We start from the raw sequence: 12,770 nt of genomic DNA, 5'->3' as shown, positions 1-12,770 counted from the left end.
GATGCGATTATTTAACTGGCGCCGTCAGGCGATTTTACATGCTATGCCGGTGGTAAAACCTGACCAGATACGCACGCCGTGGCGGGAGTTCTGGCGTCGTTTTCGCCGCCAGCATGTCGCGTTGGTCGCCGGGGGATTCGTACTGGCGTTAATTCTGGTGGCGATTTTTGCCCGCTGGCTGACGCCCTACGATGCGGAAAACTATTTTGACTACGATAGCCTGAACAATGGCCCCTCTTTGCAGCACTGGTTTGGCGTTGACTCGCTGGGAAGAGACATCTTTAGCCGGGTTCTCGTTGGGGCGCAGATCTCACTGGCGGCGGGCGTGTTCGCGGTATTTATCGGCGCGATAATCGGCACGGTGTTGGGATTGCTGGCGGGATATTATGAAGGCTGGTGGGATCGTTTCATTATGCGCATTTGCGATGTGCTGTTCGCCTTCCCCGGCATTTTGCTGGCGATTGCCGTTGTGGCGGTGTTAGGCAGCGGTATTGCTAATGTGATCGTTGCGGTGGCGATTTTCTCTATTCCGGCGTTTGCACGTTTGGTGCGCGGAAATACCCTGGTCTTAAAACAGCAGACGTTTATTGAGTCTGCCCGCAGTATCGGCGCCAGCGACACGACGATTTTGTTTAGCCATATCTTGCCGGGAACGGTCTCGTCAATTGTGGTTTTCTTTACGATGCGTATCGGTACGTCAATTATTTCCGCGGCAAGCCTGTCATTTCTCGGATTAGGCGCGCAGCCGCCAACGCCGGAGTGGGGAGCGATGCTCAATGAAGCGCGGGCGGATATGGTCATCGCGCCGCACGTAGCGCTCTTCCCGGCGGTGGCGATTTTCCTGACTGTGCTGGCGTTTAACCTGTTAGGCGACGGGTTGCGCGATGCGCTGGACCCGAAGATTAAGGGGTAAGCCAGCCCGGTGGCGTTGACGCCTGGCGGGCCTGGAACGGGCTCGCCAGGTGGGGTAACACATCCGACACCCGCGCCGGGGGAGGTGGCGTTAAACCCGACTGCCCCACAAATCATATTCGTCGGCGTTTTCCACTTTCACGCGCACGATATCGCCCGGCTTGACGTTGGTTTCGCCGTTCAAATAGACCGCGCCGTCAATTTCCGGCGCATCCGCCATGCTACGCCCGATAGCGCCTTCTTCGTCAACCTCATCGACGATCACCAGAATTTCGCGGCCCACTTTTTCCTGCAAGCGCTCAGCGGAGATTTGCTGTTGCAGTTGCATAAAGCGGTTCCAGCGCTCTTCTTTCACCTCTTCCGGCACCTGATCCGGCAGGTCATTCGCGCCTGCGCCTTCCACCGGGCTGTACTTGAAGCAGCCTACACGATCGAGGCGCGCCTCTTTCAGGAAGTCGAGCAGCATTTGGAAGTCTTCTTCCGTTTCGCCGGGGAAGCCGACAATAAAGGTGGAGCGTAGGGTCAGTTCCGGGCAGATTTCGCGCCACTGCTTAATGCGCGCCAGTTGGCGGTCAACGGAACCGGGACGTTTCATCAGTTTAAGAATCCGCGGGCTGGCATGTTGCAGCGGAATGTCCAGATAGGGCAGGATTTTGCCTTCCGCCATTAGCGGAATCACATCATCAACGTGTGGGTAGGGGTAGACGTAGTGCAGACGTGTCCAGACGCCCAGTTTTGATAACTGTTCGCACAGGCTCACCATACTGGTTTTCACCGGTTCGCCATTATGGAATCCGGTGCGGTGCTTCACATCTACGCCGTAGGCGGAGGTATCTTGCGAAATCACCAGAATCTCTTTGACCCCGGCATCAACCAGACGTTTCGCTTCGCTTAATACGTCGCCAATCGGACGGCTGACCAGATCCCCGCGCATCGACGGGATGATGCAGAACGTGCAGCGGTGATTACAGCCTTCAGAAATTTTCAGATACGCATAATGGCGCGGCGTCAGTTTTACACCCTGTTCCGGTACGAGGCTTAAAAATGGATTGTGCTTCGGCTTCGGTACGTAATGATGTACGTGCTGCAGAACTTGCTCATAGCTATGCGGCCCGGTGATTTCCAGTACTTTCGGATGCACTTCGCGGATCTGATCTTCTTTTGCGCCCAGGCAGCCGGTGACGATTACCTTACCGTTTTCGTTCAGCGCTTCGCCAATGGCTTCCAGCGACTCTTGTACCGCGCTGTCAATAAAGCCACAGGTATTAACGATAACCATATCCGCATCGTCATAGCGTGGCACAACGTCATAGCCTTCGGTACGCAGCTCAGTCAGGATGCGTTCCGAATCAACGAGGTTTTTCGGACAGCCCAGGGAAACGAAGCCGATCTTTGGCTGGTGGGTTACATTACTCATAGCTTAAAAAGTGTTCATTTATTGGAATGGTCAGGGCAGGGATTCTACAGATATCCGAACAAAAATTGTATCGCAATCTCATCAGGAGTGGCGGCATCAACCGTTGTGGTTGTCAGCAAAAGGTGAAAAAGGGCAATTCTAAGAAAATTCTTGATCTCTGACACCCCTTTGTCTAAAAAACGACCATACTATTAAGTTGAACCCTGGTAGAAAAGAGGAGGAAAAAAGGTATGGTCGTTGACAGACTGAGAACCGATCTTCTCAATAAGCTGATAAACGCGCGTATCGATCTTGCCGCTTATCTGCAATTGCGAAAAGCGAAGGGGTATATGTCAGTCAGCGAAAGTGACACTCTGCGTGACAATTTTTTTGAACTGAATCGCGAGCTCCACGATCACGCTTTACGGCAGGGACTGCATCTCGATCAGGAAGAGTGGAACGCGCTGCGCCGTGCCGAAGGCGCGCTTGCAGCCGCCGCCGTTTGTTTAATGAGCGGACACCATGATTGTCCGACCTTTATTGCCGTCAACGCAGATAAACTTGAAAACTGTCTGACAACTTTGACGCTGAGTATTCAGAGTCTGAAAGCACATTCACCGCTTACACAGGTCTGAATAAGGGGGAGGCGACTCCTGAGGAATCCCCAGCAAACCAGGACAGGCATAGTGTTATGTGATCTAATTGATTGCGCTAACACTTTCAAGGAAATCATCACTATGCCTGCTCGTTCATTATGCCAAAAATCCTTTAAAAATATACTGGAGCCTTTGCACCTTTACCGCCGTCAATCTCTGATTGAGGCTACCAGTGTAGTGATTAACGGTGCATCTCTTACACTTATTCAGTATTGGGCGTGATTTGTCAGGAGTAGCATCGGTCAGGCACAAGATAAAACGTATCGATCGACTTCGGGGAAAGTCTCACTTGCAGAATGAAGTTTCAGATACTTTTTCAGCGTGTTACTAAAAAATCACGGAGGGAATGACCCGGGTTGTCATGCTCTCCTATATGCCAGCCTGTTCTCCACCAAAGGTGACTAAATTCGGTTCACCAGACAATCGTTGATGTTCTTAGGGAACGGTATAGTCGAATTCACTCCTGAAACAGGTACGGAATGTCGGCCGTTTACTATTCTGAAACGTTATTTATATCAAATAATTAAATTTTATTTTTATCTTTGTTATTGTAATAATAAATTACATGTTTCTTTCTGTTATCAGCGAACCTGAACCAATTTTAATGGGGGGTTAGATAAAAGCTAATTCAGAAAATTATTTTTTTAAGATATATTGAATTATCAGATGCTCCATTCAAATGAGAGACGAGAATGCAAACGTTAGAACGGTTTTTTCTTTTCGTTACGGGGGACCAACCTGAACGATTTGAAAAAGCAAATAGCAGTTGTGCTGATAGCGTAATCCTTGATTTAGAAAATGCGGTGTCATCTGAGAAAAAAATAATTGCCAGAGAAAATGCTCTGAATTTCATGAGTAATGATGAAAAAGTACTGATTGCTGTACGTGCAAAAATTGTAATAACTTCACGCCTGGCTGGATCATATCCTTCTGTTGACGGTATCACAACTGAATTTATGAAAAACGAGTTGACAATACAAAATGCTATTCACTCCTGTAAAATGGGGTTCAGTGGCAAGGTATGTATTCACCCTCCACAAATTTCACATGTAAACAGAGCATTCAGCTATTTAAAACAAGAAATCGAGTGGGTTCCCCAGATTATGCGACTGGCTCAATATCCCCATGGAGCGTTCAGTCATGAAAGGCAAATGGTGGATAAACCGTTACTGGAAAAAGCAAAAAGGATTTTGGCTCATAGCATTTAGTAAATATATGAAGGAGTCACCAATGAAAGCTTTAGTTTGTGTAAAACAAGTTGTCGATCATAACGTTAGAATTAGAATAAAGCAAGATCATTCTGATGTTGATATTTCTGATTCAAAACTCAGTATCAATCCATTTGATGAAATTGCAGTTGAAGAAGCAGTACGTTTAAAAGAACGGGGATTAATCAGTGAGGTTGTTGTAGTGTCTATAGGAAACACAGGTGTAGGGGATGTATTGCGTACAGCACTGGCAGCAGGGGCAGACAGGGCAATACACATATTAACAAAAAACTCTCTTACACCACTAATTGTGGCCAAAACTATCACCGCTATTACCCGGAATGAAAAACCCGATATTATATTATTAGGCAAGCAAGCTATTGACGATGATTGTAATCAGGTAGGCCAAATGCTGGCAGCATTACTCGATCTTCCCCAAGCCACTAATGTTAGTGAAATTACTATTTCTGATAATTCATTAACTGCTGTTCGTGAGGTTGATGGAGGATTAGAAACGTTAAATTTATCCCTGCCTGCAGTACTCACTACAGATCTACGTCTGAATACACCGAGGAATATCAGCTTGCCGAATGTTATTAAAGCCAAAAAGAAACCTGTTAAGGAGATAGATTTCGATTCACTTGGTATTAACCCGTCATCCAGATTGACTATTATTAAAGTTGATGAGCCAGCAAGAAGGAAAGCAGGCATAATCGTTCCAGATATTAACACGCTGCTAGATAAATTAAAAAACGAAGAAAAAGTAATTTAAGGAGAAAAATATGGCTTCTTTAGTTATTGCTGAACATAACGGCAATACTCTTTTACCTTCAACACTCAGTACTATCACTGCGGCAAAAGCCATTAATAGTGATATAGATATACTTATGTTAGGATATGGTATAGAAAGTATTGCAGTTAAAGCCAGTCATATTCAGGGGATATCCACTGTATTTGTTGCTGACAGCCCACTATTCGAACACCTTCTGGCAGAGAATGTGGAAAAACAGATCAGCTATTTTTTGAATAGTGGGAAAAATCATTATCAGTCCATTCTTTTTCCTGCAAGCTCTTTTGGAAAAAACTGTGCGCCACGCTTAGCAGCAAAACTTGATGTATCTCAGATTAGTGATATTACGCGTGTCATTGATCAACATACCTTTGAACGTCCAATCTATGCGGGTAACGCTATTGCCACAGTACACAGTGATGATGAATATAAAGTGATAACTGTTCGTCCTACCTCATTTGCGGCTGCGGCTGCGGTTGCGGAAGATGAGGGAAAAGCCCCCATTGAATTTACAGAGGTTGTTCTTGGTTCAGATCAGGTAAAATTTATTAGCCAACATGTTAATAAAAGTAACCGTCCAGACTTACAATCCGCCAGAGTTGTAGTATCAGGTGGACGAGGAGTAGGAAGTGCACAGGCATTCAAAGAACTTGTTGATAACCTGGCAGATAAATTAGGCGCTGCCGTGGGGGCAAGCCGGGCTGCTGTAGATGCTGGTTATGCACCAAATGATTATCAGATTGGCCAGACCGGAAAAATCGTTGCGCCTCAACTTTATATTGCTCTGGGAATTTCTGGCGCCATACAACATCTTGCCGGGATGAAAGAGTCAGGCGTCATTGTCGCTATTAATAAGGATCCTGACGCTCCTATCTTTTCTATTGCGGATTATGGTTTGGTAGCTGATATTTTCAAAGCTGTACCTGAACTTATCGATAAATTATAAATCATATTTTTTCCTCCTTAAAGGTAACTTTTATGCAATATACTGATATTCAAATTTGGCAGCCTGGCATTCTGCGCAACACCGATTATCTTAACCCCGGTCCCGCTAAGCTGCTGGCCGCCACTCTGGATAAAGACATCAAAATCTTTAAAGAGGGGGGCGTTCTGCCAGAATTATGGCACTGGCTCTATTTTCTTCCTGTCGACCGCCAGTCAGATCTATCTGCTGATGGTCATCCGATAAAAGGTCATTTTCTACCCCCTGTTGGCGCTGGTTTATTGAGGAAAAAATTATGAAAAGTATTGAAAAGGATAAATATCAGGATATTCGTGATGCGGTTCGTTCATTATGTAGTGAATTTGATGATAAATATCACCGTAAGATAGATGAAGCAAAAGCCTATCCTGAAGAGTTTGTTAATAAACTAACCAAAGCTGGTTGGCTGGCTGCGCTCATCCCGGAGGAATTTGGAGGGTCAGGGCTTGGTTTAACTGAAGCATCTATTATCATGGAAGAGATCAATAGATCGGGTGGAAACTCTGGAGCCTGCCATGGTCAGATGTATAACATGAATACGTTGTTACGTCATGGATCCGATAAACAGAAAGAATTCTGGCTGCCACGGATAGCTACTGGTGAATGGCGCCTGCAGTCGATGGGCGTCACAGAACCCACAGCAGGTACAGATACCACCAGAATTAAAACTACAGCTGTAAAAAGAGAAGACCGGTATGTGATAAACGGACAAAAAGTCTGGATTTCACGTGTTCAACATTCAGACTGGATGATTCTTCTGGTTCGAACTACTCCGCTTGCAAATGTAAAACGTAAATCCGAAGGGATGTCTATTTTCATGGTTGATATTAAAGAAGCTATGAAAAATGGAATGACAGTACGACCTATTCCCAATATGGTCAATCATGAAACCAACGAGCTCTTTTTTGACAACCTGGAAATTCCCGAAGAAAATCTTATTGGTGAAGAGGGTATGGGTTTTCATTACATACTTGATGGTTTAAATGCAGAGCGTACCTTGATTGCGGCAGAATGTATAGGCGATGGATATTGGTTTATGGATCGTGTTACCCGCTATACCTGCGAGCGTGAGGTTTTTGGTCGTCCCATTGGTCAGAACCAGGGGGTGCAGTTTCCTATTGCAGAAGCATTTATTGCAGTGGAAGCGGCTAATCTGATGCGTTTTAAAGCGTGCGAGCTTTTTGATCAGCATCTTGATTGTGGAGCACAGGCTAATATGGCGAAATACCTTGCTGCGAAAGCCAGCTGGGAAGCAGCCAATGCCTGCCTGCAATTTCATGGTGGATATGGTTTTGCCTGTGAGTATGATATCGAACGAAAGTTTAGAGAAACACGTTTATATCAGGTTGCTCCCATATCTACCAACCTGATCCTGAGCTATATCGCTGAGCATGTGCTGGAGATGCCACGTTCATTCTGATGTCAAATCAATTGGAAAAATATTATGAAACAGTTACCTCTGTCCGGAGTCATTATAGTCTCGATTGAACATGTCATTGCCGCTCCCTTCTGTACCCGACAGTTGGCTGATTATTTCTCGCGGGTAACTATAATAGAATGCCAAGAAAATAGGGACTTTTCCTGCAATTATGATGAACGGCTTAAAAATGATTTGTGTATATTATTTTTCATCTGAGGGAGAAAGCTAAATATAAATGTTATGGAATGCTTCATCATCACCGACATTTTTTTAATAGTTGATAACTGGCTATATAGTCTTATAGGCACCTTTTTCTAAGGTTGAACATTCCTATACCATTTCATCTGTTTTATCACTATGATATTTATTTCATTGGTTACAATATGAATGCAATTTTATTTACATAATATAGCTGTTCCTACGGTGCTGAAAAATTAAGGAGTTAATAATGAACGATACACTTTCTAATACCCAGCAATCACGTGAGACAATAGAATGTGATGTTCTTATTGTGGGAGCAGGACCCGCCGGATTATCTGCAGCTCTTAAACTTAAATTACAGGCAAATGACGCAGGAAAAGAACTGTCCATTATCGTCCTTGATAAAGGAGCTGAGCCTGGTTCTCATATTCTCAGTGGGGCAGTCATGGATCCCCGAGCGCTGAATGAACTAATTCCTGATTGGCAGGAAAGAGGCGCACCCATTAAACAGCCTGTTACTCAGGATAAATTACTGTTACTGACGAATGAAAAATGTATTAATTTGCCGGATGCATTGATTCCTGATAATTTTCGCAACCATGGAAACTTTATCGTAAGCCTCGGTAATCTCATTAAATGGCTCGCCGGTCAGGCAGAAACGTCAGGCGTGGATATTTATGCAGGCTTTTCGGCAACTGAGATACTGTATGATCAGGATACTAACATTATCGGTGTAGTAACTGGTGATATGGGACGTCATCGGGATGGCAGCAAGAAAGAGGGGTTCCAGAGTGGAATAGAAATTCTGGCAAAATATACAATTTTTGCCGAAGGGGCCCGCGGTAGTCTGGCTAAAGAACTGATCAAAAAATTTCATCTTGATACAGGCAAAGCACCCCAGAGTTTTAGCATAGGCATAAAAGAGTTGTGGGAGGTTCCATCAGACCAGTCCCATCCGGGGCTTGTAATTCACACCACAGGTTGGCCTCTGGATAAAGAGTCGTTCGGGGGTGGGTTTCTCTATCATCTTAATGATAATAAAATTGCACTAGGTTTGGTTGTGGGACTTGATTATTCAAATCCCTGGTTAAGCCCTTTTCAGGAAATGCAGCGCCTGAAAACACACCCTTCTATACGCAAATACATTGACCGGGGTAAGCGTATTGGTTATGGCGCAAGAGCAATCAATAACGGCGGGATTGCGTCTATGCCTGATCCCTGTTTACCTGGTGGTCTGCTGATTGGTTGTAATGCCGGTACGCTCAATGCAAGTAGAATCAAGGGCATCCATACAGCTATCAAAAGTGGCATGATAGCGGCTGACGCTATATTTAATGCTTTGCTGGACAACAGGAAAAACGACATACTGACAGAATATCAAACATTACTGCGACAGAGCTGGCTTTGGCAGGAACTGGAAAATGGTAGTAATTTCAAACCCTGGTTTAAAAAAGGGCGTGTGATAGGTTTTATCATGACTGGCATTGAGCATTGGCTGCTTCCCCGAATGGGTATAAAAAAAATCCCCTGGCGTGTAAAAAATAACCGACCGGACAATATCACTCTGCAACCGGCCAACAAAAGCCAGAAAAAACTGTACGACAAACCTGACGGTAAACTGACGTTTGATATTTTGTCATCCGTCTATCTCAGTAACACCTGGCATGATGACGACCAGCCAGTACATTTGAAAATCAGTGATCAGAATATCCCTATATCCATTAATCTGGATATTTATGGTGGCCCCGAAGAACGATATTGCCCTGCCGGAGTATATGAATTTTTACAGGATAGTGAAACACAAAACATGCGTCTGCAAATAAATTCACAGAACTGTATTCACTGTAAAGTTTGTGACATTAAAGATCCTAAACAAAATATAACCTGGACTACGCCTGAAGGTGGCAACGGACCAAATTATACAGGGATGTAACGCTATCACTCAGTCTGAGCTGTGAGCATAGTAACCAGTTTTTGTGTGAAGCCGGGTAATTTGTCAAAGCTTCTGGCGCAGATTTGTAATTTTCTTAATGACCAAAATTCATCAAGATCAATAATCGAAAATTCATGCAACTGACGCAAACGGGATGCAGCAGAGTGAGGCATTATACCAATGCCCACTTTTGCTTCAACCATACGGCAAAATGTTTCAAAGTTGCCGACCTGTATTCTAATTTTCAGTTTAGATGGTACTAGTTCTGCCTTTTTTCGGATAAATTCAAACATTCCTGTCCCTTCAGGCAGGCTGATTTGTTCATATTGAATTAATTCATGAAAGGTCACGCTTTTTCTGTCAGCAAAGGGATGGTCTGTCGCGGTGATAAGCACTAGCCTATCAGTACGGAACGGCAGTATTTCAAGATTATCTGTTGTAATATTACCAGCAACAATTCCGAGATCAGTTTTCCCCTCAATAACAGAACGTACAATTTCCGGACTTGGATACTCCCTGAGATCAATATTCACATCGTTATATAGTGTAAGGAAATGGCTCAACAATGGGGGGAGATACTCTGCAATAGCAGTTATACTGGAAAATATTCTGACATGTCCTTTGATGCCTTTAACATGCTCCTGCATATCGCTACGTAACATTTCCATCTGATTCACAATAAGGCTGGCGTGGTGTTTAAATGTTTCACCAGCAGAGGATAACGTTATCCCCTTGCTACTACGATACAGCAATCTCAGATTGATACTCTGTTCAAGATTACGTATACGCACGCTACCAGATGCGGCAGACATGTAAGTTTTTTCCGCTCCACGTGTTAAGCTCCCTTCTTCACTGATAGCAAGGAATAATTTTAAATCTTTTATATCAAAGTGCATCGTTGTGGCTCATAATTAACGTATAATACAGTGTGCTGCTTTTTTATAGACTCAGTCAGACTGAGTATTTCGGCCTATCCGAATTCCTGTCACGTCGAGATAACTACAAAATGTAGGCTGACGGTGTCACCGCCCTACCATGATCCGGGGCGGATCTGGTAGGACGCTGGTGACCGCTGACAGGGGGTCAGGTCAGACATATTGTCGGAACCGTTGTAACGTAGATGCTAATACCTGCTCCCCGTGGTCATCAGGTTAACCCGTTTACAGCGGTTTTTTCAGCCCCGGCAGATTTATCATAAACTGATCACCGTAAATATGTGGAATCAGCCAAGTAAAGAACAGATTGGCAAACGCCACCACAAACAATGATACGCCTCCATAGGTCAATAAAGCGCATACAAGAATAATCATCGGCATGGCTTTGTTCTGGCCCACCATACAGGTCACAGCACTGACAATTGAGTAGTAAAAACCAGCAAATTCAATCAGCTTGCCAAATACTGCACCCAGCAGAAAGACAGGAAAATAAAGTTTTACAAAACCGATCAACTTATCCATAAATATATCACTGAAAACCGGGGCGACCGTCACTGGACGGGTGAACAGAACTGCGCCAAGTGCTACCAGCGGAGCAAAAAGGATCACACTGTAACCACGATAAGCGACCAGCATCAGTAATGAATACATTCATTGTCTTATCTCGCTAGCATGACTACCCATTTTATCCATGTTATGCAACAGCTTGTGTCATATTTTTCTGATCTCCATTTTAGATCAGACAGGCTATTACTCAGGGATTCCGGCGCGAAGAATGGAACATACTCTAAAAAGTACTCGGCGGATTCAAGTCGGTATCACTCCGTTAATAATCTTTATTCTCGACCCGCTGCATGTTGATTTTACGGTTAAACGCCGTTCTCTTATTCATCGCAGGAGTAAACCATCATGACATGCAGTGAAATCCCCAGAAAACGATCATGTATTCAATCGTTGATTATCGTTTCGAATACCGACTTTTATCGCAGGATTTATGATGGCTAAAGTCGATGTGAAATGCCCGTTTTGCGCGCAAACGGCATCCGTTAAAAAGTATGGTCCGGGGAGTGCAGGGCACCAGCATTACCGCTGTCAGGCATGTTGCCGCAGCTTTCAGGTCGACTATGAATACCGCGCCTGTCAGCCCGGCATGAAAGGGCAGGTTGTTGATCTTGCCATGTACAATGCCGGTATTCGTAATCCGCAGGGGCTGGCCATCAATCCCTGGAGCGGCGCGCTATGGCTGCATGAACACGGTCCGCGCGGCGGCGATGAAATTAACATCCCGGAAAAAGGCAAAAATTATGGCTGGCCGCTGGCCACATGGGGCGTCAACTATAGTGGTCTGAAAGTGCCGGAAGCCAAAGGTGAAATTGTCGAGGGAACGGAGCAACCGGTTTACTACTGGAAGGATTCTCCGGCGATCAGCGGGATGGCTTTTTATGCCAGCGACGTTTTTGCGCCGTGGCGGCACAAACTGTTTATCGGCGCGCTAAAAGATAAAGAGGTCATTGTGATGCGCGTCGATGGCAATACGGTGACGGAAGAAGGCCGTATTCTGGGTGACAGAAAGCAGCGTATTCGGGATGTGCGTGTCGGACCTGACGGCTACTTATATGTGTTAACCGATGAGTCCGACGGGCAGTTACTCAAGGTAAGTCCTGCAGCCACGCGTTAGGTCACCGGGATCATCACCACTTTACGAAAAGCAGGGCGCTCGGTAAGCTGCTGATACCAGCGCTCCAGATTCGGGCGCGGCGTCCACTTCAGACCCACGTTCAACAGGTTATAGACGAAAGGCGCAATAGCGATATCGCCGGTGCCAAAGTTATCTCCGGAGAACCACGGCTGGCGGGCCAGAGCATCATCAAGAAGCGCAAACAGGCTGTCACACTTTTCGATACCGGCTTCAATTGCCGCCTGGTCGCGTTTTTCCGGCGGGGTTCTGACCAGTCCCATCAGGATCACGCGGTGCGCCGGGCTTAACGTTTGATTCGCCCAGTCCATCCATTTTTCGCCCTCCGCACGCCGCGCCGGATTATCAACCCATAGCCGGTTCTGGCCGTATTGCGCCGCCAGATAGCGGACAATGGCATTGGATTCCCACAATAACAGGTCGGTTTCATCATCTTTAAGCAGCGGCACCAGCCCATTAGGATTCATCGCCAGATAGTCGGCATCCTGGTTAACGCCGAATTTTCCGCCTGCCAGAATTTGATCGTATGGCAGTTCCAGCTCTTCAAGCGTCCACAACACTTTTTTAACATTAGTCGAGTTGTTCCGGCCCCACAGCGTAATCATATTAACCCCTTCTGTTTTATCAGGATGATGACAGTA

General features: G+C 45.4%; 13 protein-coding genes and 2 pseudogenes. 11 read left to right on the top strand and 4 right to left on the bottom strand.

Annotated features, from left to right (window positions below; genetic code table 11):
- Position 1: 1 nt before the first annotated feature.
- Entirely contained in the window at positions 2-913 is a 912-nt protein-coding gene (gsiD, locus tag LCS67_RS14610) for a glutathione ABC transporter permease GsiD (protein WP_001236024.1), read from the top strand.
- A gap of 90 nt (positions 914-1,003) precedes the next feature.
- Here gsiD and rimO read toward each other — a convergent pair whose 3' ends face one another.
- Entirely contained in the window at positions 1,004-2,329 is a 1,326-nt protein-coding gene (gene rimO, locus LCS67_RS14605; protein WP_000073314.1) for a 30S ribosomal protein S12 methylthiotransferase RimO, read from the bottom strand.
- Positions 2,330-2,559: 230 nt separating this feature from the next.
- Between rimO and bssR the strand changes: the two genes are divergently transcribed.
- The 8 genes and pseudogenes from bssR (at position 2,560) to LCS67_RS14565 (ending at position 9,498) form a co-directional block, all read left to right on the top strand.
- On the top strand, positions 2,560-2,943 hold the full coding sequence (bssR, locus tag LCS67_RS14600) for a biofilm formation regulator BssR (RefSeq protein WP_000259651.1): 384 nt from the start codon (positions 2,560-2,562) through the stop codon (positions 2,941-2,943).
- Positions 2,944-3,045: 102 nt separating this feature from the next.
- A pseudogene (locus LCS67_RS14595) lies at positions 3,046-3,331 on the top strand (IS4 family transposase); the annotation flags it as partial.
- A 325-nt stretch (positions 3,332-3,656) separates the two neighbouring features.
- Positions 3,657-4,172: a CoA ester lyase gene (locus tag LCS67_RS14590; RefSeq protein WP_023137170.1), complete on the top strand. Its 516-nt coding sequence runs from the start codon at positions 3,657-3,659 to the stop codon at positions 4,170-4,172.
- Positions 4,173-4,194: 22 nt separating this feature from the next.
- Positions 4,195-4,944, top strand: a complete 750-nt coding sequence (locus LCS67_RS14585; protein WP_001523061.1) for an electron transfer flavoprotein subunit beta/FixA family protein — start codon at positions 4,195-4,197, stop codon at positions 4,942-4,944.
- Between the two features lie 10 nt (positions 4,945-4,954).
- Positions 4,955-5,908, top strand: a complete 954-nt coding sequence (locus LCS67_RS14580) for an electron transfer flavoprotein subunit alpha/FixB family protein (protein ID WP_000157772.1) — start codon at positions 4,955-4,957, stop codon at positions 5,906-5,908.
- 32 nt (positions 5,909-5,940) lie between these two features.
- Positions 5,941-6,204 carry a hypothetical protein gene (locus tag LCS67_RS14575; RefSeq protein WP_001528824.1) on the top strand — a complete coding sequence of 88 codons (264 nt, stop codon included), beginning with the start codon at positions 5,941-5,943 and terminating at the stop codon, positions 6,202-6,204.
- Positions 6,201-7,364 carry an acyl-CoA dehydrogenase family protein gene (locus LCS67_RS14570; protein ID WP_000835387.1) on the top strand — a complete coding sequence of 388 codons (1,164 nt, stop codon included), beginning with the start codon at positions 6,201-6,203 and terminating at the stop codon, positions 7,362-7,364. The genes LCS67_RS14575 and LCS67_RS14570 overlap by 4 nt, the downstream gene beginning before the upstream one ends.
- Positions 7,365-7,812: 448 nt before the next feature.
- Positions 7,813-9,498, top strand: a complete 1,686-nt coding sequence (locus LCS67_RS14565; protein ID WP_001000306.1) for an electron transfer flavoprotein-ubiquinone oxidoreductase — start codon at positions 7,813-7,815, stop codon at positions 9,496-9,498.
- 5 nt (positions 9,499-9,503) lie between these two features.
- Here the strand turns inward: LCS67_RS14565 and LCS67_RS14560 are convergent, their stop codons facing one another.
- Together LCS67_RS14560 and LCS67_RS14555 are read right to left on the bottom strand one after the other, a co-directional pair.
- The gene (locus LCS67_RS14560; protein WP_000545335.1) at positions 9,504-10,394 is read right to left on the bottom strand and encodes a LysR family transcriptional regulator; all 891 of its coding nucleotides are present in this window, start codon (positions 10,392-10,394) and stop codon (positions 9,504-9,506) included.
- A 264-nt stretch (positions 10,395-10,658) separates the two neighbouring features.
- Positions 10,659-11,084 carry a GntP family permease gene (locus LCS67_RS14555; protein ID WP_000287110.1) on the bottom strand — a complete coding sequence of 142 codons (426 nt, stop codon included), beginning with the start codon at positions 11,082-11,084 and terminating at the stop codon, positions 10,659-10,661.
- Positions 11,085-11,427: 343 nt separating this feature from the next.
- Here LCS67_RS14555 and LCS67_RS22835 point away from each other — a divergent pair.
- Positions 11,428-11,523, top strand: a pseudogene (locus LCS67_RS22835) (IS1 family transposase); the annotation flags it as partial.
- A 60-nt stretch (positions 11,524-11,583) separates the two neighbouring features.
- On the top strand, positions 11,584-12,111 hold the full coding sequence (locus LCS67_RS14545) for a PQQ-dependent sugar dehydrogenase (RefSeq protein WP_369700138.1): 528 nt from the start codon (positions 11,584-11,586) through the stop codon (positions 12,109-12,111).
- Here the strand turns inward: LCS67_RS14545 and LCS67_RS14540 are convergent.
- Positions 12,108-12,734 carry a glutathione S-transferase family protein gene (locus tag LCS67_RS14540; RefSeq protein WP_000631910.1) on the bottom strand — a complete coding sequence of 209 codons (627 nt, stop codon included), beginning with the start codon at positions 12,732-12,734 and terminating at the stop codon, positions 12,108-12,110. The genes LCS67_RS14545 and LCS67_RS14540 overlap by 4 nt on opposite strands.
- Between the last annotated feature and the right edge of the window lie 36 nt (positions 12,735-12,770).

The organism is Salmonella sp. A7 (assembly GCF_020181675.1).
In the GTDB taxonomy this organism is placed as follows: Bacteria; Pseudomonadota; Gammaproteobacteria; order Enterobacterales; family Enterobacteriaceae; genus Salmonella; species Salmonella enterica.
The sequence above is the reverse complement of the archived record's forward strand: the minus strand, read 5'-3'. Positions and strand labels throughout refer to the sequence as shown.